Source organism: Oceanobacillus sp. FSL K6-0251, assembly GCF_038004725.1.
GTDB classification, from domain to species: domain Bacteria; phylum Bacillota; class Bacilli; order Bacillales; family Amphibacillaceae; genus Oceanobacillus; species Oceanobacillus oncorhynchi.
On record NZ_JBBORS010000001.1, the window covers coordinates 1,246,230 to 1,272,759 of the forward strand.

Annotated in this window: 22 protein-coding genes; 19 read left to right on the forward strand and 3 right to left on the reverse strand. The window is 40.1% G+C overall.

Annotated features, from left to right (window positions below):
* The first annotated feature begins 318 nt into the window (after positions 1–318).
* From MKY45_RS06425 to MKY45_RS06490, 14 genes are all read left to right on the forward strand, one after another.
* Complete coding sequence (locus tag MKY45_RS06425; RefSeq protein ID WP_341172724.1) at positions 319–1,227, forward strand: DMT family transporter; 909 nt, start codon at positions 319–321, stop codon at positions 1,225–1,227.
* A gap of 124 nt (positions 1,228–1,351) precedes the next feature.
* A complete protein-coding gene (locus MKY45_RS06430; protein WP_256705889.1) occupies positions 1,352–2,080 on the forward strand; it encodes a YqjF family protein in 729 nt (242 codons plus the stop codon).
* Between the two features lie 97 nt (positions 2,081–2,177).
* Positions 2,178–2,924 carry a hypothetical protein gene (locus MKY45_RS06435; RefSeq protein ID WP_042532548.1) on the forward strand — a complete coding sequence of 249 codons (747 nt, stop codon included), beginning with the start codon at positions 2,178–2,180 and terminating at the stop codon, positions 2,922–2,924.
* 407 nt (positions 2,925–3,331) lie between these two features.
* Positions 3,332–5,209 (forward strand): beta-N-acetylhexosaminidase, encoded by a 1,878-nt coding sequence (locus tag MKY45_RS06440; protein WP_256705890.1) that lies wholly within the window; start codon positions 3,332–3,334, stop codon positions 5,207–5,209.
* Between the two features lie 32 nt (positions 5,210–5,241).
* On the forward strand, positions 5,242–6,831 hold the full coding sequence (nagZ, locus tag MKY45_RS06445) for a beta-N-acetylhexosaminidase (protein WP_256705891.1): 1,590 nt from the start codon (positions 5,242–5,244) through the stop codon (positions 6,829–6,831).
* 301 nt (positions 6,832–7,132) lie between these two features.
* Entirely contained in the window at positions 7,133–8,746 is a 1,614-nt protein-coding gene (locus MKY45_RS06450) for an extracellular solute-binding protein (RefSeq protein WP_042532554.1), read from the forward strand.
* A gap of 196 nt (positions 8,747–8,942) precedes the next feature.
* Positions 8,943–10,556: an extracellular solute-binding protein gene (locus tag MKY45_RS06455; protein WP_212928857.1), complete on the forward strand. Its 1,614-nt coding sequence runs from the start codon at positions 8,943–8,945 to the stop codon at positions 10,554–10,556.
* Between the two features lie 80 nt (positions 10,557–10,636).
* Positions 10,637–11,584 (forward strand): ABC transporter permease, encoded by a 948-nt coding sequence (locus MKY45_RS06460; RefSeq protein WP_042532558.1) that lies wholly within the window; start codon positions 10,637–10,639, stop codon positions 11,582–11,584.
* A 13-nt stretch (positions 11,585–11,597) separates the two neighbouring features.
* Positions 11,598–12,485 (forward strand): carbohydrate ABC transporter permease, encoded by an 888-nt coding sequence (locus MKY45_RS06465; protein ID WP_042532559.1) that lies wholly within the window; start codon positions 11,598–11,600, stop codon positions 12,483–12,485.
* Positions 12,486–12,505: 20 nt separating this feature from the next.
* Positions 12,506–13,123, forward strand: coding sequence for a YesL family protein (locus MKY45_RS06470; protein WP_341172725.1), 618 nt, complete (start codon positions 12,506–12,508; stop codon positions 13,121–13,123).
* Positions 13,124–13,145: 22 nt separating this feature from the next.
* Positions 13,146–14,297 carry an exo-beta-N-acetylmuramidase NamZ family protein gene (locus MKY45_RS06475; RefSeq protein ID WP_341172726.1) on the forward strand — a complete coding sequence of 384 codons (1,152 nt, stop codon included), beginning with the start codon at positions 13,146–13,148 and terminating at the stop codon, positions 14,295–14,297.
* 111 nt (positions 14,298–14,408) lie between these two features.
* On the forward strand, positions 14,409–15,284 hold the full coding sequence (locus tag MKY45_RS06480) for a MurR/RpiR family transcriptional regulator (RefSeq protein WP_084613031.1): 876 nt from the start codon (positions 14,409–14,411) through the stop codon (positions 15,282–15,284).
* A gap of 91 nt (positions 15,285–15,375) precedes the next feature.
* Positions 15,376–16,329, forward strand: a complete 954-nt coding sequence (locus MKY45_RS06485) for a GNAT family N-acetyltransferase (protein WP_341172727.1) — start codon at positions 15,376–15,378, stop codon at positions 16,327–16,329.
* Positions 16,330–16,418: 89 nt separating this feature from the next.
* Positions 16,419–16,826: a cytidine deaminase gene (locus MKY45_RS06490; protein WP_042532568.1), complete on the forward strand. Its 408-nt coding sequence runs from the start codon at positions 16,419–16,421 to the stop codon at positions 16,824–16,826.
* 73 nt (positions 16,827–16,899) lie between these two features.
* Here the strand turns inward: MKY45_RS06490 and MKY45_RS06495 are convergent, their stop codons facing one another.
* The 3 genes from MKY45_RS06495 to MKY45_RS06505 form a co-directional block, all read right to left on the reverse strand.
* Positions 16,900–18,093: an MFS transporter gene (locus MKY45_RS06495; protein ID WP_341172728.1), complete on the reverse strand. Its 1,194-nt coding sequence runs from the start codon at positions 18,091–18,093 to the stop codon at positions 16,900–16,902.
* Between the two features lie 434 nt (positions 18,094–18,527).
* The gene (locus MKY45_RS06500) at positions 18,528–19,028 is read right to left on the reverse strand and encodes a hypothetical protein (RefSeq protein WP_341172729.1); all 501 of its coding nucleotides are present in this window, start codon (positions 19,026–19,028) and stop codon (positions 18,528–18,530) included.
* 288 nt (positions 19,029–19,316) lie between these two features.
* On the reverse strand, positions 19,317–20,336 hold the full coding sequence (locus MKY45_RS06505) for a DUF3231 family protein (RefSeq protein ID WP_341172730.1): 1,020 nt from the start codon (positions 20,334–20,336) through the stop codon (positions 19,317–19,319).
* A 128-nt stretch (positions 20,337–20,464) separates the two neighbouring features.
* Between MKY45_RS06505 and MKY45_RS06510 the strand changes: the two genes are divergently transcribed.
* The 5 genes from MKY45_RS06510 (at position 20,465) to MKY45_RS06530 (ending at position 26,059) form a co-directional block, all read left to right on the forward strand.
* Entirely contained in the window at positions 20,465–22,003 is a 1,539-nt protein-coding gene (locus tag MKY45_RS06510) for a spore germination protein (RefSeq protein WP_341172731.1), read from the forward strand.
* Positions 22,000–23,109 (forward strand): GerAB/ArcD/ProY family transporter, encoded by a 1,110-nt coding sequence (locus tag MKY45_RS06515; protein ID WP_341172732.1) that lies wholly within the window; start codon positions 22,000–22,002, stop codon positions 23,107–23,109. Before MKY45_RS06510 ends, MKY45_RS06515 begins: the two co-directional genes overlap by 4 nt.
* Positions 23,102–24,268 carry a Ger(x)C family spore germination protein gene (locus tag MKY45_RS06520; protein WP_341172733.1) on the forward strand — a complete coding sequence of 389 codons (1,167 nt, stop codon included), beginning with the start codon at positions 23,102–23,104 and terminating at the stop codon, positions 24,266–24,268. The genes MKY45_RS06515 and MKY45_RS06520 overlap by 8 nt, the downstream gene beginning before the upstream one ends.
* An 18-nt stretch (positions 24,269–24,286) precedes the next feature.
* Positions 24,287–24,457 (forward strand): hypothetical protein, encoded by a 171-nt coding sequence (locus MKY45_RS06525; RefSeq protein ID WP_175297039.1) that lies wholly within the window; start codon positions 24,287–24,289, stop codon positions 24,455–24,457.
* A 174-nt stretch (positions 24,458–24,631) separates the two neighbouring features.
* Positions 24,632–26,059: an FMN-binding glutamate synthase family protein gene (locus tag MKY45_RS06530; protein ID WP_341172734.1), complete on the forward strand. Its 1,428-nt coding sequence runs from the start codon at positions 24,632–24,634 to the stop codon at positions 26,057–26,059.
* The last annotated feature ends 471 nt before the right edge of the window (positions 26,060–26,530 follow it).

The window sequence follows — 26,530 nt, forward strand, 5'->3', positions numbered from 1 at the left end:
AGATTGTAATCTGATTTTATCATATAATTTAAGTATGGATTTATAAATGGTTGTCAAAGTGTATTATGAATTATATCAGTCTTTTCATTGTATGTTTCTCCTTTAAACTATCAAAAACGTAAATTTATTAAAACAGTCAGGATGAAATTTGATTGGATGTTAATAAGCTATAAATTAGTCTGTTAAAGGGAAAATTATACTGAAAGCAGAAAAACCAAAAAAACCCCCTTTTGAAATTCCCCACCCAATATGATAGTTTAATAGAAGACATATTTATTTTAAAATTTTCTGTATATTAAATAGAAATCAGGTGTTGAATTGAAAAAAATACATATCCTCTTATTTATTGTAATGCTGTTTTGGGGATTCAACCTTTCCGCTATTAAGGTTTTGGTTACTGATATTGATCCGATTTTAGTAACAGCGCTCCGTATTTTTGTTGCGGGGGCTGCGGTGCTTTTAATTTGTTTATTTATGGGTCATTTTCGATGGCCGAATAAAAAAGAATGGAAGGTTATCCTTTATGTCGGGATATTTAATGTTGTCCTCCATCATACGCTGCTGAGTGTCGGGTTAAAATATACCTCTGGTGTAAACAGCAGCTTGATTTTAGGGACGGGACCATTATTGACTGTTTTATTAGCGATTTTATTATTAAAACAGCGTGTTCCGAAATTGCGTTTATTTGGATTTGTTTTAGGGTTTGCTGGTATTTTTCTGACGACGAGTTCAGGTGGAGGTTTTCACAGTATAGCAATAGGTGATGTGATTGTCTTTTTTGCTGTTTTAGTGCAGGCCTTCAGCTTTATTTTAATAGGAAAATACCATGATGATTTCGATTCGATATTGAGTACAGGTTTTATGCTTTTCCTCGGATCGGGTTTTATCTTTCTGACGAGTCAGCTTTTTGATAATCAAGTTTCCGATTTAACCCAGCTGTTCTCATGGAAGCTGGGGCTGGTTTTTCTCTTTAGTTCCCTGTTGTGTACGGCCTTTGGTCATATTATTTATAATTTAGCGATTAAGCAGGTAGGTCCTGCGGAAACAACGCTGTTTATGAATCTGAATACTCTTTTTGCAATAGTTGGTTCTGTACTGTTCTTAAATGAAAGCCTGACATTATTTCATATCATTGGATTTGTTTTCATCCTGTGCGGGATATTTGTCGGGACAGGAACATTGGAGTATATATTATTAAAACGAAGAGGAAAGTTTGTTGCTAAGTAAGTGGATAGATGTGCTTCCTGATTGATGTGCTTTTTTTGAAGCAGAGCGAATAACGGAGTATAAAGCTGTTTAGACTAATGGATGTATAAACATACTCAAAAAAAATGAACAGGAAAAAATCCATATGATCATTAAAAAAACAATCCAAAAAGCAGGCATGCATCATCCTTCTTCATGGGTTCTTCTCCAAAAATGGGAGCATCTGTTATTTATCCATCTGCCAGTATCACGGGATGCTTTAGCAGCCCAGTTACCCAAAGGAGTAGAACTGGATACTTATGATGGACAGGCGTGGATTAGTATTGTTGCTTTCAAAGTAAGCAAGAACCGTTTTCGCTATCTGCCTGGAACCCCTTTTCTGCGCCCAATGCTGCAGCTGAATGTAAGAACGTATGTAAAAAGAAATGGAGAAAGAGGCGTTTATTTCTTTACGATGGATACGAATAAATTCGTTGTCGTTTTAGGAGCAAAAATAGTACATGCTCCTTTTCTTCATGCAGATATGAAAATGGAGACATCAGCTGATGCCTATTATCTGGAGAGCTCACGTAGAGGAGAGGTGGCGGCTAAATTTCAAGCAAGCTATACGCCGGTGGAAGCAGCTTTTTATCCGGAAACAGAAAGCCTTGATTATTGGCTGTTGGAGCGGTACATCTTCTGGTCATATAAAAAGGATTCTTTATATCGCGGGGATATTCAGCATAAGCAGTGGCAAGTCCAAAATGCAGAAGTCACTTTAGAAAAGCAGACGATGGTTTCCTTTTTATCGAAAGAACTTTTAGGTGGAAATCCAGTTATCCATTATTCCCGTTCTAAGGTTGCGTTCAATGGGATGATAAAAAGAGTAGAATAAGGTGTTGGTTGAGTGATAAAGTTGGTTTTTAACGAGATGATTAGGGGTATAGGTTATTGAATGAAGGAAAGATTTTTTGAACGTAGGAGTGTAAATATTGACAATTGGAGCGTTCGTGGTTGGGGTTATATTGATAACCATTCATTTATTAACTAATCAGATACTGCCCTCTGATCGTATTAAAAGAGATCGTTGGCTGTCTTTTTCCGGAGGGATTGCAGCTGCGTATATCTTTGTCTATGTATTACCTGCTTTTCATGAAGAACAGGCAAGCTTGCAGGATACAGATGATTTGGCAATGGAATCGGAATTATATTTTGTTGGATTAATTGGTATGCTGCTTTTTTTCGGTATTCAAAATATAGTAAATCGGTCTTTGAACAGATCAGAGAAGGAGTCAGACACTGCTCAGGCAAAGGCCATTGAAAACCGCGTTTTTTGGGTGCAAATTATCTTTTTTAGCATTTATAATATGTTAATTTCATTTGTTGTTATTCAATCACAGGTACAAGGGATACAAGTCGCTTTTTATTCTTCAGCTATCGGCCTGCACTTTTTTGCAGTAGCTCATGATATGTGGAGAGAAAATTCAGAAATGTATAATAAATATGGCAGGTACGTGCTGGCAGCAGGAATCGTTATCGGCTGGCTGGTTGGTTCTTTTATAACCTTTAATACGCTTGTCCTCGCTGTTATTTTCTCTTTTATTTCCGGTGCGATGATTCTCAACGTTATCAAATATGAGATGCCGGAAGAAAGAGAGGCCCACTTTAAATGGTTTTTAACAGGGGCTGTAGGATATGCAGTTATTGTTTTAATGTTAAAATTTTTCTTTGACTGGTAACAAGGCCAATATTCTCTTTGATATAAAAAAATCATTTGATACGCTCCCTTTATAGCAGCTGGAGATTTCTCTCCTGCTATGAAGGGAGTTTTTCGTATGTCTTCTAAATACCGGAAAGATTGTACAATAAGCACTTGCTAATGATTCCTATCATCAAACTGCGGAAAAGTGTTGGAAATCCAAGCTAAATCTAAAAGACGAGGAAAAATGACAAGGAGCGTTTTCTAGAATTTTGGCCCAGATAAAACAGAATAACAATATTTCGAATGAAAATCTGATATTCTATTTCAATTTTTAGAAGCATACTCTAATACAAACCAAAAGTACAGCTTGGAATATTCAGATACGTACGATAACGTTCAAAACGGATAAATACTATATGAAAGAAAAGCGAGGTCGGAGCGGATATGAAACTTCATTTAACAGGTGATGTATCACAGGTGAAAAAAGGACTGAAGCAGCTTTTAAAGGATTTGGGTATTGAATTATCCAAGGATGGGCATCCCATTCATGTGAGTCAAAGAGAAGGGCCCCTTTCTGTAAAAAATGAAAATAAGGAAGGTGAAATCTTATTTCAGGAAAAGATTCATTTTTTTAGAGGAATTGGATTATGGCTGGAGCATTTTTATACGGAAAAAGATTTTACCCTTGTGGAGTATCCTCAATTTGCGATGAAGGGTGCGATGCTGGATTCCTCACGAAATGCAGTTATGACGGTAGACGGAATAAAGGATTTATTGCGAAAAATGGCCATGATGGGGTTAAATACGCTGATGATTTATACAGAAGATACATATGAAGTGAAGGAATATCCCTATTTTGGCTATATGCGTGGAAGATATACAGAAGGGGAACTCAGGGAATGTGATCAGTATGCAGCGGATTTAGGGATTGAAATGATTCCTTGTATTCAAACATTAGCTCATTTAACCGAGGCTTTAAAATGGAACTATGCCATCCCTCTCCGCGATACAGCCGATATTTTATTGGCCGGTTCAAAGGAGACGTATACATTTTTAGAACATCTTATTGAAGCTGCAAGCCGTCCCTTCCAATCCAAACGGATTCACATTGGAATGGATGAAGCACATCAGCTGGGATTAGGGAAATATTTGGATAAACATGGCTATGAAAAAAGATTCGATATTATGAATAAACATTTGCAAGAGGTAACAGCTATTACAGAGAGAAAAAAGCTGAAGCCGATGATTTGGAGTGATATGTATTTCCGCCTTGGGTCCAAGCATGGAGGATATTATGATCTGGAAGCGGATATTCCTGAATCGGTCATCGCATCGATTCCAGCTACGCAGCTTGTTTACTGGGATTATTACCATGATGATGAAGCATTTTATCGTACATTTATTCAGAAGCACAAAGCATTAAAGTATAATCCCGTATTCGCGGGCGGAGTGTGGACGTGGAATGGAATCTCCCCGAATTATGGAAAAGCTTTTGCCACCACGGAAGCGGCTTTACGTGCTTGTAAAAAAGAGAATATCAAGGAAGTATTCGTCACGATGTGGGGGGACAATGGAGCGGAGACACCAATGATGACGGCTTTGCCGGTCCTGCAGTTATTTGCCGAACATGCTTATCAGGAATCCTTTTCCTATGTCCATTTGCAGAAACGGTTTCGTTTTTGTACGGGTGCTTATTTTGATGATTTTATGCTGTTCAATCAATTGGATGAAACGCCTGGGGTCAGTAAGCATAATTTACAAACCTCCAATCCCTCCAAGCTGTTATTATGGCAGGATATTTTAATTGGTTTGTATGATGAGAATATCAAAAATCTGCCTTTAAACAAACACTATAAGCTTTTAACGGTTAAATTAGAGCGTGCAGCAAAAAGAAATAAGGATTGGAGCCTGTTGTTCCATTTTTACCGGCAATTATCCCATGTGCTCAGTATCAAAGCGGAAATAGGCAGAAACTTAAAAGTAATATATGATAACCAAAATCGGGGAATGCTTCAAGATATGCTCCCTATCTTAGAAGAGATCAAAGAGCGTGTGGATACATTGCGAAAAACACATCGCGCCCTATGGTTTTCTCTCCATAAGCCCTTTGGCTGGGAAATTATTGAGATTCGGTATGGCGGCGTGCTTACACGAATCGATACGGTAATGTACCGCCTCAATCAATACATTGGAGGAGAAATCAATAAAATAGAGGAGCTGGAGGAAGATCGGCTTTATTTTGAAGGTCCGTATCCGATGCAGGAAGGTTCATTAGGCAGAAATTTATACCATCGTATTGTCACAGCAGGAAATCTATCCTGATTTCTATGCGATTAAATAAAGGAGGATATTTTGTGAGTAATAAGAAGTTAGCAAGAAAAATTGGGCAGCTGCTCGTTGTCGGGTTTAACGGAAAAGCAATCACGCCCGAAATAAAAGAATTGATTCATGATTATCATGTTGGCTCCATCATTTTGTTTAGCCGGAATATCGGTGAGCCGGAAGAGGTTCTTCAATTGACTTCCAGTTTACAAAAGGAAGCAAAAGCCGCCGGATATGAAAAGCCCCTATTTATTTGTCTGGATCAGGAAAACGGGGTCGTCAGCAGAATGCATCAAGGGATGACAACCTTTCCAGGAGCGATGGCGCTTGGTGCAACAGATGAACCGCAGCATGCATATAAGATCGGTTTAGCAACGGGAAGAGAATTAAAAGCACTGGGAATCAATTGGAATCTGGCGCCGGTCTTAGACGTGAATAATAATCCTGAGAATCCAGTTATCGGTGTGCGCTCTTTTAGTGAAAACCCCCAAAAGGTTGCAGCATTTGGAAAAGCAATGATGAAAGGACTGCAGGCTGCAGGTGTGATGACATCGTTAAAGCATTTTCCCGGTCATGGGGACACCAGTGTAGATTCTCATTTAGACTTACCGGTGATATCGCATGAGATGGAACGGCTGGAAAACGTGGAATTAGTTCCATTTCAAGCATGTATTCAAGCTGGAGCAGACACTGTCATGGCTGCTCATGTGTATTTTCCGGCAATTGAGCCGAAAGCAAATACGCCTGCAACCTTATCGAAGCAGGTGTATGTGAAACTGTTACGAAAGAAGCTTGGATTTCAAGGAGCGATTACAACGGATTGCATGGAGATGAAAGCGATATCAAACTCCGTTGGAACAGAGAAAGGTGCAGTAAAAGCACTGCAGGCGGGTACGGATTTTGTCATGGTTTCCCATACGCATCCTGTTCAAAAAGGAACGATACAGGCAATTACCGATGCTGTAGAAAACGGGGAATTACATGCATCCCGTATCGAAGCATCATTTCAGCGCATCCAGCTGTTAAAAGAAAAGTATACCTCCTGGAAGGATACCTTAGTACCGGATAAAGAAAAAGCTTTACAAATCGTCGGTTCAAAGGAGCATCATCAGCTCGCCCGGAAAGTGTATAGAGAAAGCGTCACAACGGTGCATAATCATCAGCTGCTGCCGTTAAAAGTAGATAAACAGCTGCAAATCCTTGTATTAGAACCATCCCACAGCTTCATGACGCAGGTGGAAGATAAAACATCGCAGCAGAAGTCACTTGGCTCAGCAGTAAAGGAGTATATTCCGCACGCAGCTGTGGAGGTGTATGACGAAAATAAACTGGAGCATGAGCTGGAAAAGCTTGTTCACGCTGCTAAAAAAGTTGATTATCTCATTTTAGGAACAATGACTGTGACGGAAAAGAGCCCTGTTATTGCGTTTGTTAATCAATTAGTAAAAGATAATAGCAATATTATTGGCGTTGGCATGCGGAATCCATATGATTTTCATTATCTAAACAAACTGCGAGCCTTTATCAATACCTATGAACCTGGTTATCCTGCATTACAGGCAGCCGCTGGAGTAATTTTTGGCAGGGAAAAAGCGAGAGGCACACTCCCGGTCAATATTTGATAGCAGCATGATCATTAAAGCTGTTAATTAGCTGAGAGAGAAAAATACGAAAGGGGGAGGGGAAGGTGAGCTAAATAATAGGGGGGACAAAAGCTGCTGCTCACAGTATCTGAATAGAAGAAATGCAATATCTTGCATTTTATTTAATTAAAATCTATATAAGTTGAAATATTTAAACTAATCTTTCCACCTAATAAAATTAAGCACTATAACTAGCGTAGTGTATTTCCGGAGCGGTTGCTAGAAGGTAAAATTTTTATTTCAACTTATATAGAAAAATAAAATAGGGGGAGGTTTTTGAGTGAAAAAGAATAAGAAAATCTTATTTCTATTATGCATCTCCTTTTTTTCCGTGCTGGTTGCGTGCAGTAAGGATGAAAAAGAAGCTGTCGGGGGAAGTGAGGATGCACTCGAAAATCTGAATCAAGAAGGGATGCCAATCGTGGAGGAGGAAATCACGATTGATGTATTTGCAGGTAAAGCTGCTTCAGCGGCAGATGATTGGAATGATGTTCCTGTTTTAAACGAATATGAAAAAATGACGAATATCGATATGAACTGGAATCAGGTTCCGGTTGACGGGTTAGAAGAAAAAAGAAATTTAGCGTTAGCAAGCGGCGATTTGCCGGATCTTTTCTATGGTTCTTATATGCCTAATTCTGATTTATATAAATACGGCGAGCAGGGCATTTTCATTCCGCTTAATGATTTGATTGATGAATATGCTCCCAATATCAAGGCATACCTGGAGAAATATCCTGAAATCAAACAAGGAATCACATTTCCAGATGGAAATATCTACGCCATTCCCCGGTTAAGAGATCCAGAATCGCCGACATCCTTGATGGATGATAAGCCATGGATAAACCAAGAAATCCTGGATGAGACCGGAATGGATAATCCGGAAACGACGGACGAATTTTATGAATATTTAAAAGCAGCCAAAGAATTATCCGTTGATGGAAATGAAGTGATTCCATTTAGCAGTGTGTCGATGGATCGTTTATTCCATTGGTTGACCGGTGCATTCGGAGTATCGAATAAAGGAATTTTGCATCCTTCCATTGATGAAGATCCGGAAACGGGAGAACTGCGTTTTTACCGTACAGCGGATGAGTATAAACAATTGCTTGAATATATGAACAAACTATATACAGAAGGCTTGATTGAACAAAATATCTACTCGATTGAAGTCGATCATTTTCTGGCGAATGGAGCAGAAGGAAAATATGCAGCCATGAACTTCTTTAATCCTAAGGATTATTTTGGAGAAGAAGTCGGGGGACGTTATATTCCAGGTAATGCACTGGAAGGTCCGAATGGAGATAAGCTGTTTACCTCTGTCATTTCACCAGTAAATAGTCTGGGGCATTTTTCCATTACCAATGTCAATGAAAACCCGGAAGCAACGATTCGCTGGATTGACTATTTCTGGAGTGACGAAGGGGCGAAGATGTTCTTTATGGGATTAGAGGGAGAAACTTATGAAGAAACGTCGGATGGGCCGGAATTAACGGAAGAAATTACAAATAACCCAAATGGGTTAACGGTTCAAGAAGCATTGGCGCAGTATATCATTAACCCGGGCGGAGGACATCCAGTAATTGAAAATCCGGAATATTCGACAGCACCTGAATTTCAGCCGGAAGATCTCGAAAACGCAGAAAACATGGCCCCCTATCTGATTGAAGAGCCTTGGCCGTTTTTCTTCTATGAAGAAGAGGAACAGGCGGCGCTGGATTCTTTAGGGGCGGATATTCAGAAGTATGTTGGAGAGATGGAAGCACAATTTGTTACGGGAGAAACGTCCTTTGATGAGTGGGATAATTATGTGAAGACATTGGAAGAAATGGGTCTGGATGAGTATATGGAAATTCAAAACGAAGCACTGAAACGCTATGAAGAAGGACAGTAAGTAATAGCCTCATTAGAAAACTTGGCATTCGGATGAATGCCTTAGTTGGGACTGCGATTACTCGTCCCATCGAAGAGCTTTTGCACTTATGCAAATAGGGAAGTTTATATTTGCCAAGTGGAAAAAAGGGAGAAGCCCCTTCCTTTTTTCCGCCTTATATTAAAATAAAAAAAGCTTGGAGGTACTTCCTGTGAAAATGAAAAAGAAATTCATGATGCTGGCAGCTGTGCTGCTGATTGCTTTATCGGCGTGTAATAACGACGATAAGGCTGATGTCGGCGGCAGTGAAGAGGCGTTAAATAACTTAAATACAGAAGGCATGCCAATTGTAGAGGATACGATTGAATTAGAGGTTTTTGCCGGGAAAGCAGCAACGACGGCGGATGATTGGAATGATGTGCTGCTTTTGAATGAATATGAAGAAATGACAAATATGGATATCACATGGAATATGGTGCCGGCAGATGGATTGGAGGAAAGAAGAAATCTGGCTCTGGCCAGCGGCGATTTGCCGGATGTATTTTACTCTGCTAACCTGCCTGTTTCCGATGTTCAAAAATATGGAAGTCAGGGCACATTTATCCCTTTAAATGATTTGATTGAGGAATATGCGCCAAATATCAAAAAGGTCCTTGATGAAAACCCGGATATTCGGAAAGGGATTACGTTCCCGGACGGAAATATCTATTCCATCCCGACCGTCTATTCCCCTGATTTTTCGTCCTTATTGATTGGAGCAAAAGGGTGGATAAATGGAGATTGGCTGGAGCAATTAGAGATGGATAATCCAGAAACAACCGAAGAATTCTATGAATATTTGAAAGCGGTGAAAGAAACAGATTTAAATGGGAACGGAAAAAATGATGAAATTCCATTAAGCAGTGTAGCGGAAATGTCCCGTATCATTCATTGGATTTCAGGAGCATTTGGGGTTCAAAACCGCGGGCAGCTTCATACCTTGATCGACAGTGACCCAGATTCAGAGGATATCCGTTTTTATCCGATTGCGGATCAATACAAGGAAATGTTGGAATATTTAAATAAGCTTTACGAGGAAGGGCTGATTGAGCAAAATATTTATTCCTTGGAAGTCGATCAGCATTTAGCAAGTGCGGCAGATGATCTTTATGGCGCTGTGCAATTCTATAACCCAATGGAATTATACGGAAAAGAAGTAGGCGAGCAGTTTATCCCGGGCAATGCTTTAGAAGGTCCGGATGGAACAAAAATGTATACGGGGATCACCTCACCGGTTCTTTCGTTAGGGAACTTTCTGATTACCAGTGAAAATGAAAACCCTGAAGCGGCATTAAGATGGATTGATTATTTCTGGAGTGAAGAAGGACAGAAAATGTTCTTTATGGGCATCGAAGGAGAAACCTATGAAGAAACAGAGGAAGGTCCGAAGCTGACAGAAGAAATCACGGATAATCCAGACGGCTTAACGCTGACACAGGCACTTGCCAAGTATATTATCAATCCCGGCGGCAATCACCCGGTTATCGTTACAGATGAATACTTTACCGGTTCAGAGAATGCGCCGGCAGATGTAGAAGCTGCGGAACAGCTGGAGCCGTATTTGATTGATGAAATTTGGCCGGCATTTACGTATACAGCTGAAGAAAATGACCGTATCGCTGTATTGGAAACAGATTTACAAAAATATGTAGAAGAAATGCAGGCTGGTTTTATTACGGGAGAAAATGATTTCTCTGAATGGGATGCCTATGTGGAAACGATTCAAGAGATGGGCTATGACGAATATATGGAAATCCAGCAGGCAGCCTATGAACGCTATCAAGAAAATTAACGGCTTGTCATCCTGAACAGAAGTTGAATTTATCGGTGTCTGGAGGGGAATCCAGACACCGATAAATAGGGGGTTAAAGAATGAAGGGAGTTAAAAATGACGTTTCTGTCCCAGCCCAAAGTAAATTTTATCAAGTGAAAAAGAATTTTGCCCGTAATTGGCAAATATATGTCTTTTTGCTTCCGGCGGTTGCGTATTTTATCATATTGCATTATATCCCGATGTACGGTGTCCAGATTGCCTTCAAGAATTTTTTTGCCAACCTTGGAATCTGGGGGAGCCCTTGGATAGGATTTGATCACTTTGAGCGCTTTTTTAATTCGTATTATTTTTGGAGGCTGCTTAAAAATACACTGGTTTTAAGTGCGTATCAATTAATCTTATTTCCATTGCCTATTATTCTCGCACTCTCTCTGCATGAAGTGAGAAATAGAATGTTTAAAAAGTGGGCTCAGACATTAACCTATGCGCCGCATTTTATTTCTGTCGTTGTTGTGGTAGGGATGATTGTTATCTTCTTAGACCCGACAACAGGCTTAGTCAATCGTCTGATTGTTGTTTTTGGCGGAAGTCCGATTGATTTTCTGACAAGCCCAGGCTGGTTCCGGCACATTTTTACATGGTCTGGTGTCTGGCAAACGCTCGGATGGGGATCGATTATTTATCTGGCGGCATTATCCGGTGTTAATCCGGAATTACATGAAGCGGCAAAGGTGGATGGTGCATCCCGGCTGCAGCGTATTTTCCATATTAATATCCCAAGTATTTTGCCGACAATCGTTGTGTTATTTATTTTAAATATCGGCAGCTTTATGACCGTCGGCTTTGAAAAAGTGCTGCTGATGCAAAATAATTTAAATGCCAAAACATCGGATGTAATCCAGACATTTGTGTATCAAACAGGTCTGCTGGAAGGGCAATACAGCTTTGCGGCGGCAATCGGGCTGTTCGATTCAGCAATCAATATTGCATTGTTGGTCGTGTTTAATTATACAGCCAGAAAGGTAAGCGGCAACAGTCTATGGTAAGGAGGTTTAGAAGATGAAGAGGTTTACGCTCTCAGATAGAGGATTTGACTGGATCAACACCATATTTCTTCTCATTATTTTAGTATTGATTGTCTATCCATTGATCTTTGTTCTAAGTGCCTCTATCAGTGATCCGCAAGCAGTCAGCTCAGGCAGGATGTGGCTCTGGCCGGTCGATATTACGTTTAAAGGATATGAGCGTGTATTTGCCAATGATGCTATTTGGCTCGGCTATAAAAACACCATTATTTACACATTTGTAGGAACGGCCATTCACTTATTTGTTTTATTGCCTTGTGCATACGCCTTGTCACGTAAAGAATTAATGGCTAAAAAATTTATCCTCTGGTTTATTTTATTTACCATGCTGTTTAACGGAGGTTTAATACCTACGTACCTTGTTGTTCAATCCCTGGGAATGCTCGATACAATGTGGGCAATTATTATTCCGAACGTGGTAGGAGCCTGGTCCATTCTGGTTGCAAGAGCCTTTTTCCAGCAAAGTATTCCGGATCAATTAGTAGAAGCATCTAAAATTGACGGAGCTTCTGATTTCTATATATTTATACGGGTTGTATTGCCGCTGTCGTTGCCGATTATTGCGGTGATGGCACTGTTTCATGCAGTGAATTTATGGAACCAGTATTTTAACGCTTTGATTTATTTATCCGATCGTGATAAGTACCCATTGCAATTGATTTTAAGAGAGATTCTCGTGGTGAACCAGATGCAATTGAATGATCCAGGCGGGTCAGCCGAATCGCTGGTGGATCAGGTAAAAACAGCCGGTCTGATCAAATATGCAGTGATTATTGTATCGTCACTGCCATTATTATTAGTTTATCCATTTGTCCAGCGATTTTTTGTACAGGGTGTATTAATCGGATCGATTAAAGAATGAAATAGACGGGAGGGATGGCGATGAACGGATTTATAGATGGATATTATCGTTTTGCTGTATGGATTACGAGATTTGCTTATCTCAATTTACTATGGATTGCTTTCTCGCTGGTCGGACTTGGTGTAGTTGGATTTTTCCCGGCTACGGCAGCGATGTTTGCAGTGGTGCGGAAGTGGGTCCATGGAGAGAAGGATATTCCTGTCTTCCAGGTTTTTTGGAAAAACTATAAAAAAGAATTTCTGAAAATCAATGTTTTAGGATATCTACTGGCTGGAACAGGATATCTCATGATAATGGAATTTCGAATTTTACGGACACAGGAGCATATCGCCTATACGATGGCAAGCTTTGCTGTTGTCGGATTGTTTTTGTTATTCACTGTGATTGTGCTCTATCTTTTCCCTATTTATGCCCATTTTCAATTACGGGCAGTGAACTATATCAAATGGGCACTGCTTATTGGAATCGGTCATCCTTTATTAACCATCTTTCTTCTGGGCATCGTCATGGCGCTTATCTACCTTTTGTTTATTACCATTCCCGCTGTCCTCTTTTTCTTTGGCGGAAGTGTGATCGCATATATTTTGATGTGGGGAACGCATTTAACCTTTGCCAAAATGGAGGAAAGCCTTGCATAAATGATGTACGGAGGTGGAACGATTGGTACGGTTAGGTTTGGATATATTTTTAGAGAAAGGATATAAACGAGTGGAAGGGCAGCGGATTGGCCTGGTTACGAATATGACAGGAGTAAACGAAAAACTGCAGCCATCCATCGATTTGTTTACGGAGCATCCGGCAATTCATCTGACGACCTTATATGCTCCGGAACACGGCATCCGCGGAGATGCGAAAGAAGGGCAGGAGGTATCCTCTTCCATAGATGCTAAAACAGGGCTGCCGGTATACAGTTTGTACGGAGAGACAAGAAAGCCAAGTCAAGAGATGCTTGCAGATGTGGATGTGCTGGTCTTTGATTTACAGGATATCGGTTCAAGATACTATACGTACATTTATACCATGGCTTATGTGATGGAGGCGTGTATGGAATATGGAAAGAAGCTGATTGTCCTTGACCGGCCCAACCCGGTGTCCGGTCTGAACATGGAGGGGAATCTGGTCGAACCGGATGTGCGTTCCTTTGTCGGTTTGCTGCCAATCCCGAATCGGCACGGCATGACTATAGGGGAATTGGCATGGTTATTTAAAAAGGAATTTGCTTACGCATGCGACCTTTCTATTGTGCCGATGGAGGGCTGGAAACGCCGTATGTATTTTGATGATACGAATTTATTCTGGATTCCGCCATCGCCGAATGTGCCTGTGGTTGATACGGCTATTTTATATCCTGGCACCTGTCTTTTGGAAGGAACCAATGTATCCGAGGGAAGAGGGACAGCGAAACCGTTTGAGTGGATTGGCGCTCCTTTTATAGAAGGGCAGAAGCTGGCGAAAGTATATAATGATAAAAAAATTCCTGGCGTGCTCGCCCGCCCTGTATCTTTTGTTCCGACTTATCAAAAACATGAAGGTGAAATCTGTGGCGGTGTACAGCTTCATATCGAAAACCGCCATACACTTCATGCCTTACGAGCAGGGGTCACTTTAGTGGAAACCATCGCAGCACTCTATCCGAATCAATTTCAATTTATCGAAAATGAAAATGGGAAGTGTTTTTTTGATTTACTGGCAGGAACCAAGCGTTTAAGGAAATACATCTTAGCTGGAGAAGCAGAAAAGTATATAGAGGAAGGCCAACAGGAGCTGGGGAAATTTAAAAAAACGCGAAAAAAATATCTTTTATATCGTTAGAATCATTACGGCAGTTATGCATCCCTCTACAATTACTGAACCGAAGAGTTATTGGATTTAATCAAAAACAGGTTCTTCTGTGAAGAGAGAAAAAGAAATGAGTTGATCCTATTGCCTTTTATAAACGGTGGAATAACGAGAATCAATGAAATGCTTTTGAGTCTCCCGCCATCTGAAAAGAAGATTGCTGATTATATTTTAAAAAACCCGGAAAAAGTCATTTCATTAACTGCCAAGGAGCTCGGGAAACGCAGTGAAACAAGCGGCGCAGCAGTTATCCGATTATGCAAGTCTTTGAATTTGAAGGGTTTTCACGATTTGAAAATCCGTATTGCGGGTGATTTGCAAAGAAAAGAAGAGTACGGATTCCGCGATATTGATCCGGATGAAACGTCCTTATCGATTATTGATAAAATGACAAATAACAGTATTCAAACGATAAGAGAAACAGCACAATTAATTGATATTGATCAACTGCAGACAGGAGTCCAATGGATGAATGACGCCTCAAAAATCCTATTTATCGGAGTCGGTGCATCGGGAATGATTGCACAGGATGCAGTTCAAAAATTTATCCGGATTAATAAAAACGCCTATGCCTTTGAAGACATGCATATTGCGGCAACAGTCATTGCCAATATGAGCGAAAACGATGTTGTTTTTGGCATTTCTTTTTCAGGAGAAACCGTTGAAATTGCAAATATGCTTCATCTTGCCAAAAAAAGAGGTGTGAAAACAATCAGTCTGACTAAATACGGAAAATGGCCGGTTACCGAGCATGCAGATATAAAACTGTATACATCTACGACAAGAGAACCTATTTTTCGGAGCGGCGCCACATCATCCCGAATCGTACAGCTGCAGGTCATGGATATTTTGTTTATGAGTGTAGCTGCCTTACAATATCCTGTTACCGTAAAGCATCTGGATGAGACAAGAGACGCGGTGGATTTCTTTAAAAAAGGGAATGAAAAGATAAAAAAATAAAGAAGATAAAAAGTGTTGCAAGGCTTCTTATTGCGGCATCAGAACAAAAAGCTTACTATACACATTCTCAAAAAGAAAGGAGATGTGAAGCATGAAGCTGGAATCCTGGAATGACAGAAGAATAGATGCACTTGTTCAATTATGGAATCAGGAAATAGGAAGCCATTTTCCAATGCGGAAGGAGTTGTTTAAACAAAATAGCTTTGAGGATGAGAATATATGTGAAAAAGCCTCCGCAATTGCTATCGATGAGGAAAATCATGTGGTCGGATTTGTTGTTGCAAAGAGATATCAGGAAAAACAGGAAGCGGGTATGAGTAAGGAAATCGGATGGATTCAAGTGCTTCTTGTGGCGGAGAACCGGAGAGATCAAGGAATTGGCTCTTTATTGTTAGCAAATGCTGAAACGCATTTAAAGGCTGCCGGTGTAAAACAAATTCTGCTGGGACGTGATCCATGGCATTATTTTCCCGGTATCCCCATGGAATTGGCAGAAGCAAAATCCTGGTTTGAACAGAAAGGATATCAAAACAGTGGGATAGAGCATGACATGATTCGAAAATATCATAACGACGATGTAGCGGCAGTCCCCCAAATAACAGGGATAGAATGCCAGGTGTTAGAACTGGAAGATAAGGATTCATTTCTTGATTTTTTACATCGGTGTTTCCCGGGAAGATGGGAATATGAAGCGATTCATTATTTTCAAAAGGGCGGTACAGGAAGAGAATTTGCGATTTTAAAAAAAGGACAGCAAATCATTGGGTTTTGTCGAATGAATGATGAAAACGCACCGTTTGTCGCTCAAAATGTATACTGGGCTCCTTTGTTTCAGGAGGAATTAGGCGGGGTTGGACCTTTAGGAGTGGATGCGATCGAACGCGGGAAAGGATATGGATTAGCTGTTGTGGAAGCAGGAATCGGTTTTTTAAGAGAACGGGGCGTCTCCCGCATTGTCATTGATTGGACAGGGCTGACAGCTTTTTATAATAAATTGGGATACACTGTTTGGAAGAGCTATGCTGGGTATAGTAAGGATTTGTAAATACGTATTTGTTTTAAATGTATAGAAACAAACAGAAGTTAATTGCTGTTATACTAACAATAACAAAACAAAAAATTGGAGAAATGAATATGAATATAGAACAAGAACTTTATAAAGTAGCAGCAGACTTAGTAAAAAAGAGATATCCTTCTGGCTGGGGCGGTGCAGCGGCGATGTATACCGAATCTGGCCATATATTGACAAGCGTTGCCCCGGAGGTGATTAATGCTTCTACAGAATTATGTATGGAAACAGGAGCGATTTTAGAAGCACATAAACTAAATACCAAAATAACGCACTCAATTTGTATTGCCAGAGAGGATGAAAATGCATCATTCGTTATCTTAACGCCATGCGGTGTTTGTCAAGAGCGTCTTTTTTACTGGGGAGAAGGCGTAAAAGCAGCAATAACAAATTCGAATAATGAAATTGAATTTAAAGCGTTAAAAGAGCTACAGCCGTATCATTGGTATAAGGCTTATGAAAATGAGGGGTGAAATACAATTTTAACAAGAGTGAGAAGAGGAGGGCTAAATATATTTGGCCCTCCTCTTCCTATATTCCCATATGCTATTCATAAGCCTCTTCAGAAACTCTAAACAAAGACTTATCCTCAATTTTATGCGTAACAAACATCAGAACAACGCCAAAGAAAATCATTCCACCGGCGACAAAGGTGATTTCTCTATAGGAAAATTGATTCGTTAATAAGAGACTGCCTAATGTTGCCCCAATCGAATTTGCTAAATTAAATACAGATGCAGCTATCGTTCCCGATAAGGCTGGAGCTTCTGTTGCTGCCAAGATGATCTTTGCATTTAATATCGGTGTGGTTCCAAAGGTTCCGGCACCGAATAAGAAGCAGGCAACATACGTCAAGATTGGGTTCATAAATAAGAATGTAATGGCAATCAGCACAGTGCCTAAAATAGTCATCGCTACAATTAACCGTTCCGTCAGTACTTCAGGCTGAATACTTCCAGAAACAAAATTACCAATAACTGCGCCTAATCCAAATAAGAATAAAGCAATTGTAATACTGGTTACATCAAAGCCTGCAATATCTCGAAGCATAGGCTCTGTAAACGTATAAGCGGTAAATACCCCGGAAAAGCCAAAGACAATAACGGCAATCAGCATCCAGACATTTTTATTCTTCAATACTGCCATCTCATTTTTCAACTTAGGAGTTTCATTTTGTTTTATATTTGGTGTAACAATCATAAGGCCAATTAAATTAATAACGCCCATTGCTGCAATAAACCAGAAAACGAGTCTCCAATCAAGTACGCCGCCGATATAGGAACCAAAAGGAACGCCAAGCATAATGGCAATCGTCAGTCCGCCCTGCACAGCAGCAATGGAGCTGGTACGTTTATGAGGCTGGGAAATTTCAACTGCCATGCTCATACATAGTCCAAAGAATGGGGCATGCATGATTGCAGAGAAAAGTCTGGAAAGAAGCAGTACCTCAAAGGTTGGAGCGGTAGCCGCAATAATATTACTTATAATAAAGATGGAGATAAGTGCGATAAGCAGCGGCTTCGGTGAAAATTTAACCGTTAATATCCGAAGCAGCGGGCCGCAGACAGCAACACTGATCGCGTAAACGCTGAGCAGTAACCCAGTGGTTGAAACAGGCACATCTAAATCTGCCGCAAACTGTGTTAATAAACCAGTAACGGCATACTCTGTCATTCCAATCGCAAATGTACCAATCATAAATACAAATAGAATCGTATTATGGGAGAATTTCATCGTCATTTTAACACTTCCTTTCTGTCCGTCTAAAAAAACAATAGCACTATCATAGTGGAACAGAGACCTATTGTCTAGGTATCTGTTTGAAAAAAATAAAGAAATAATTTTCAGATTAATGGAAGCGCAGAGCAAATGCTTGCTGTGTAAAAAATAGGTTTTTTGAAGCTATAAATAAGAGCAAATGAAAAGAAGTAGAAAAGCTAAAAAAACGAATATTATTATCCGGTATTCGAAGGAAGCGGCGGAATAGGGTTAGAACGAAAGAAGTAATGCAATGTGTTTCCAACATAAATTTTTTATATTTATTGGAATAAATATTGATAACATCCAAGTGAAAGTAAAGCATGAAGAAACAGGATATGGTTAGGTGCGAATGCGGACTGCAATCCGTAATAAATAAACTTTTTATCAGGCGAAGCAATCGCCTGAAAGCATGGTTAGAGAACCTCTTCAGTTTCTCTGTCCATATATATTTTTAATAAAATCCATCTGATCAGTCCGCCGACTGCCAAACCGACTGGTGTAGACAGAATCGGCAGCCATAGTGGACCAATCAAATGACCTGCAATGGTGAAGCTGGGCGAAAAAACGACGCCAACAGTAACAAAATAGGCAGAAAAAACAACCGGCAGATATGAGAAGGCTTTTTCCCCGCCGCCCGCATCTCTATAAGCATCCCATATCACATAGAAATATAAACACGGATAAAACATTAACCATAAATAGTTGGTCTCTGCGATGGCTTCCTCGATTTTAAGGTTGAAGCTCAATACAATAATTGTATTCAAATTTCCCATCACGTTAACTAAGAATTCCAATCCAATAAACATAATCCCCTTTATATAATGACGTCTTAGTAACTGAGCAAATCCAGGTAGAGCAATGCTCCAAAGTACTGCTTCAAGTTTTTTGCTTTTCCTTGATAACTTCGTCTCCATTGGTTCACCCACTTTGTTAATTTTCTCTTCATCCATTCAGGGAGGGCTGTTTCGCTGATTTTATTTTGGTATAAAAGCCATATTCAGAGTAAGGTAAGATTCAACAACTAAATGGAGATAATTTGTGATGATGTATTTTTTATTGACCAAATTACCTTAATGATAAAGGCTGCCTTGTTTAATAATGCTTGCCATTAGATACATCATTGATTTTTTAAGAAAAAATTCGGCCTTGCGTGTCAGCAAAAGCCGATGTTTTTTCCATATGAATTAAGATGAGAAAAGGTATCAGCTCTTCTCCTTATTCTTCGCCAGTTTTTCTCGATTTCTCGTCCCCGGCGGCTGCTCCAGCCAATTGTTATCAATCATGATATCTGCGCCGCTTTTTGCAAGCTTAGCAACTTCCATAGACAGCCGTTCATAATTCGCAGCCAGATCCATTCGCTGACTAGCTGCAGCGGCAGTGGCATAGTTTCCAATCCCGGCAGATATGAGCAAGGACATATGATACATCATTAATTTATCTGAAAAAGTTTGTGTTGTAGAATCACTAACTGCTGTATCAGGTACTTGGGGCGCGCCGATATCATTGGCCATCAAACTATCCACGAATATTTTTATATGTTTTTGTGAAATGTTTTTACATCTGATCATAAAATCCTGTACAACTTTGGAAGGAGAGGTCTGAGCAAACGCAAGGCACAATCTTACCCCCATTTCATTTGTCTGGATGTTCATATAGAGATGAGATATCTCAATGGCATTTAATGGCCGTTTATCACTAAATGGATTGAGTCCGCTAAAATATTTTTTGCTGTCCACATAATCGATTTGCTTTGGAGACTCAATATAGGGGTGTCTCGCATTGATTCCTTTTTTCAGAGCAATTTCCACAGCATGATCATAAAGCGCCGCCATGTCCTGAAGCCCTTGTATGGAGTAATCCCGTATTTCTTTTTTTATACTCATCGTGACAAACCCGCTGTAAGTAATCATCCCGATCCTTGCCATATGCGTCACATAGGTTAAACAAAAAACATCGGTGAAAAGCCAGGGAGCTTTCATATTGACGTCTTTCTCCGTAAATCCATTTGGGACTGCAAAATTTTCTTCTTCAAAAATCTGATGCAGCTGGTCTATTTGATTTGTGAAATTGTCATAGGCATGCTGGACAACAGGCTTTATTTCAGGGTCATCCACATGCTTTAACATAAAACTCAAAATGCTTTTTGCCAGCGTATCATTCATATATCCTGTCCATACAGAAGCAATTTCGGCAGCTGTTAAGTGTATATTTTTTTCATCCATTTGGTTTAGTACCCCTTTCACAGGCGATATATAGATTTAGATTTTGCAAATGGATATATTTTATACATAAATGGGGTTCCTATTGGGAAAAAGAAGAGGAGAAACTATTCAGATGACTTGAGGGGATAATGTTGGGCCGATCTTTCTATTGGCAAAATAAAAAGAAAAACACAGAAGAAAATTTCTCTTTGGAAATTGGAACAAATCTGACTGAAAATCTAAGTAATATAAGAAAAATGCTAGAGGATCCAAGTGATTTAGTAATACGTGAATTCACTATTGGCAAGGCAAATCATCGAATCGCAATTGTTTATATCGATGGCATTGTGAATAATATCTACATCCATGACCATATTATGGAGGATTTAAAAAATGCTTCGGACTTGCCTGTTGATAAACAGGAGCTTTTTGATGCGGTTGATAAGGAAGTTATTACAGTAACAGGTATCGAACGGGGACATTCATTAGACGATGTATCGAATGCTATTTTAAGCGGAAATACGGTGTTCTATTTAGATGGAGTGGATCAAGTACTTATCATGGATACGGTAGGCGGGGAAAGTCGTGCTATCGAGGAGCCCCGGTCGGAAGCGCTGATTCGCGGCTCCAAAGAGGGGTTTATCGAAAATATACGAACCAATACCATGATGATTCGTCGATATATTGCGGATCCTAATCTGCGTTTTAGTACCTATAAAGTTGGCAGACGATCCAAGAAAGACCTTGTTGTAGCCTATATGGACGGTATTGTAAATCCAGATATGGTGAACGAAGTAAAACGAAGACTGGAAACGATTGATATTGATGATGCACCGGAAAGCGGCTATATTGAGCAATGGATCGAGGATAGTTTTTTGTCCCCTTTTCCACAGGTTTTAAATACGGAAAGACCAGATAAGGCTTCTGAGGCGCTTCTTAAAGGGAAGGTGGTCATTCTCCTTGATCGTACGCCGTTTGTATTGATTGCACCGGCGACTTTTGGAAGCTTGCTCCAGTCTCCTGAGGACTATTATTGGCGCTGGTCACTCGGGACACTGGTTAGACTGCTGCGTTATCTTGGTGCATTTATTTCGGTATTTTTGCCAGCTTTATATATCGCATTGGTTTCCTATCATCCTGGGCTGGTTCCATCCGATTTGGCATTTTCCATTGCTGCGAGCAGAGATGAAGTTCCTTTCCCGCCTGCTGTGGAGGCTTTGATTATGACGGCAACGATGGAGTTGCTGCGCGAAGCTGGATTACGGCTGCCGACTGCGATAGGGCAGACCATCGGCATTGTTGGCGGGCTCGTTATTGGAGAGGCAGCAGTTTCCGCTGGGATAGTCAGTCCTATTATGGTTATTGTCGTTGCACTCAACGCCATTGCATCGTTTGCTTTGCCTTCCTATAGTATTGCCATCACATTTCGCATCCTGCAGTTTGGGTTGATGGCTGCAGCGGCTGTATTCGGACTTTATGGAATCATCCTTTGCTACATCATGATTAATATCCATATTGTGAATTTGATGAGCTTCGGTGTGCCATATTCCACTCCATTTGCACCAAGCTTTATGAATGATTGGAAGGACCTTGTGTTACGTGCACCGATTGCAATGATGAAAAGGCGGCCTGTCTATATGCAGACCAATGATAAAAAGCTCATGAACAAAGGGGAGCGTAAACAGTGAAAAGGTTTAAATATGCAGATGAAAGAATTAGTGAAAGAGATATCATGATTGCTATCCCATCCATTGTAATTGGGGTAGGGATTCTTTCGATGCCAAAACAATTAGCCTCTGTAACGAAAGGTGCTGATGGATGGATCCCCTTGCTCCTTGGCGGATTATTTGCTGTTTTTATATCCTGGGCAATAGCTAAATTTGCGTCAGGATTTCAAGGGCAAACCTTCCTTACCTACGCTTCCAAAATCGTAACAAAACCAGTAGCGATAGTTTTAAGTCTGATGTTTGCAATTCTCTCCATCTTTGTCACTGCCTATCAAATTCGTAAAATCAGTAATATATCGCAGCAATATTTATTCGACCGTACCCCAATTGAAGTGATTGCACTGCCCTTTTTGCTGGTAGTTGTTTATGCTGTTTCGGGATCACGCGCTGGGCTGTTCCGAATCAACATGATGTTTATGCCGATTATTCTTTCGATAGCTCTTATCATCGTGGTATTTAATGTTGGTTGGTTGAACGCTGGAAACTTAATGCCTGTATTACAGACCCCCATAACTGGTTATACGCAGGTGATTGCGAATACAGGTGCCATCTCTTATCTTGGATTTGGAATTTTATGGTTTTACCTTTCGTTGGTTGATAAACCAAAAAAAGCACCAAAGGCAGCTGCACTTGGTATGTGTATTCCTGTTGGATTATATATAATGATTTTTATCATGTGTGTTGGCGTCTTTGGGAATGCTGTTACATCTAATTTACTCTATCCGACAATAGAGCTGGCAAAGTTGGTAGAGATACCCGGCGGTTTTTTTGAACGGTTTGAATCTGTTTTCTTTGTGATATGGATTATGGCTATTTTTATTACGGCAACGATGGCTATGGACATCGGGATTTTTGCATTGAATGCCATCTTCAAAAATGCAGAGAAGCTAAAAATAATTTTTATTTTAACTCCGATCATATATTTTGTCGGGATGTTTCCGCGAGATGTGATGGAAGTGGATTTAATAGGATCAATAATGAGTTGGTTGATGCTTATTTTAAACATCACGGTTCTTATCTTATTAACGGTGGTTGCTAAAATCAGAGGGGTGAAGCGGAATGAATAAAGCATATCTATTCCTTTTAGGCTGTTTTTGTTTGCTGCTTGCCGGATGCTGGGATGAAGTGAACATTGAAGAACGGGGGTTTGTGATTGGTGTTGCACTCGATTTAGCAGAAGAACAATCTGGAGATAAACCAATCATAACAATGACAGATCAGTTTGTTGTTCCTTCAGGATTAGGTACTCCCAGCGAAGGCGGAAACAATGCTGATACTCCTTATAACAACCTATCTATTAGCGGTCAAAGTTTGTTTAAAATAACTCGGGAAATGGCACTCATTCAGGGCAATCCTCCCTTTTATGAGCATTTAAAATTAATCGTGGTTTCAGAAGAATTAGCAAGGGAACCAGAAATATTTGCAAATAGCATGGATTTACTTATTCGTGACCCCGAGATGCGAAGAGAAACCAAAGTGATCATTTCCGACCAGAAGGCGAAAGAGTTGCTGGAAATCGAATCCCAAATAGAGCCGCTTCCTGCGATGCATATTGACAGGGTAAATGAAAATATGGATAAATCAGGAGCATTGATTGAACCGCTACGAATAGGGGACCTAAATGAATACATGTTAGAAAAAAATAATTACCTTATTCCAAGAGTTGTTCCATCAGATGGAAAAATGATGTTTAACGGAGCTGGTGTCTTTGATGGAAAGACGAATCAATTAGTTGATGTTATTAGTGGATTAGAAATTGTTGCCGTTAATTTAATAACAGGAGATTTAAAAGGGGGCTATATTGAATTTGAGAGTAACGATGGAGAGATGGTTTATGAAATTAAACGCGCAAAAAGTAACATAGAAATGAACATTGATGAGACGGGCAAACTAAATATTGATATAGAAATTGATACAGAGGGTTATATCGCTGAGGTGTTTAGTGATAATTCCTTGTTAAGTAAAGAATATTTCAATGAATTAGATAAACTGATAAGCGAAAGGATGGAGAAAATAACATCCAATATCATAAAAAAGGCACAAGAAGACATAGGGATGGACTTTTTTGGATTCAGAAAAATGATGGAGGAAAGGCATTATAAAGAATGGTTGAAAGTAAAGGATAACTGGGACGAAGGCGAAAATATCTTTCAGAATGCATCCATAAATGTAACGGTAGATGCCACTGTCCGTGCAACAGGCACCGTGGATCAGACAAGGGATTAAGAAGGGAGTGACGTATTTATGTGGGATGAGCTGACGGGCATATTACCCAATTATTTAATTCTGCTGTGTACTTTATTATCCTTCCTGGTTCCGTATGTTATTTATAAAGTGAATCAAAAGCTGCACGAATACGGTGACCCGCCATGGAAGCATAGCAGATATGAAGAAAATAAAAACAAAAAAACATAACCCCTGCAGATGCTGGCAGATAAACCGATTATGTTCCGTTTTTGCGAAAGATAACGGTAGCGAAGCAGGGGCAGTTAATCAATTGTTATTTCGGAAACGTCCAAATACTCAACACCGAGAACTGCAAGACAAAGCAACCTGTGATGTAAATTGGAGAAAAAGGAGTGTGTACAGATGGTGCTCGATATCATTATTCTTATTCTGCTTAGTCTGTTTATTATCATGTGTTTTTTGTTGTTTATCATGAGACGCCATTTGATAAAAAGGATGGTTGATCATTATGGGAAAACCTTAATGGAAGATCGTTATCAAGAGAATTTATTTGAAATGGTAACCGGTTTTAAACATATGGGGATCCAGCGAACCTTTGAGAATAATTTACGGGCGGAATCTGGCGATGTCTTGCACCGTCCGCTTGGTTCTTCCAAAACGTGGCCGGATTTTGAAATGCTGACATTTATACCGGCCCAAGTAGCCGCGTTCCCAACAGAATATACGGAGCAGGTAGATTTAAAGGTGAAGATAGGTCCGCAGGCCAAGCAGCCAATGGAATTAGATATTCCCTTAATGGTCAGCGGGATGGCGTATGGAATTGCATTAAGCAAAGAAGTGAGACTGGCGCTGTCTGATGCGGTAAATCAGCTGGGTACTGCACTTAATTCCGGTGAAGGCGGCGTGATGGAGGAAGAAATCGATGGAACAGATAAGTATATCCTACAGTTTTCCAAGACAAGCTGGTCCAAGGAAGAACAGCTTATCAAGAAAGCATCGATGATTGAAATAAAATTTGGCCAAGGTGCTTTGATGAGCTCGGGTGTTGTGATTCCGGCAGAGGATCTTCAAGGAGATATTCGAAAGGTATTAAACCTGGACGATGGAGAAGAAGCCGTTATCCATAATCATTTTTTTAAGGATCAAACCTTAGAAGATTTTAAAAACCTTGTTCAGGAGTTAAAAGAACTGACTAACGGCGTGCCGATTGGAGCAAAAATTGCTGCCGGTGGAAAAATAGAAGCGGACATTGATGCTTTATTAGAAATTGACGTGGACTATATAGCTGTGGATGGCGGGCAGGCAGCAACCCACGGAGCGCCGCCAATCTTATCAGAGGATTTTGGGATTCCTACCATTCATGGTCTCCACCGGGCACATCAGCATTTGCAAAAAAAGAAGGCAAGAGATAAGGTCAGTCTGATTATTTCGGGCGGAATGTTTACACCGGGACAATTTTTAAAAGCAATAGCATTAGGGGCGGATGCTGTTTATTTAGGGTCAGCTGTTTTATTTACTGTCTCTCACAAGCAGGTGTTAAATGCTGTGCCCTTTGAACCGCCGACACAGGTTGTCTGGTACGATGGCAAATACAAGGATGATTTCAACAGACAGGAAGGGGCGAAGGCATTAGTCAATTATTTCAATGCTTCGGTAAAAGAAATGGAAGAAGGGATTCGGATGATGGGAAAAAAAGCATTATCGGAGTTATCGAAGGATGATCTTGTGGCCTATGATGAGGGTGTTGCCCGGGATTTTGATGTTCCTTATAGTGTTTGTTCGGATGAGGGGAGCTCTGAGAAGAAGGAGGAGCCGATGATTGAGCTTTAGAACAAAAAGCCAGGTTGACGCAAACATGCAAACATCTTATAATAAAATTAAATTCAGAACGGAAGGGAAAATGTGCTAAGATGAGATTTCGATTCCTAGACTTGAACAATTAATTTGATAACATGTTCAAGCTCTGCCTGTGCTTTGACGCTCGCAGAGAAATAGGAGTCGTCTGTCTTTTTTAGCTATTATAAGGAAGGTATACATGAGGTATATCTTTTTCCTGAAGGAAGTATGTAAAAAGGACAGCAGACGATTTGCTGTTCTTTTTTAAGGATGAAATACAGGTACAACAAAAGGATTTCTATTTCTTTTTGCGCGGGTAAGCAGGGTGTTCGTTCTAATAAAAAATAGGGAGAGATGACGATGCAGATGCTATTGTTCTTTTAATGGATACGGGCTTGTTATCAGAAAATACAAGCTCGTATCGATCCAGTTACAGGCTATCGATACGAGAAATTAAAAAATCTC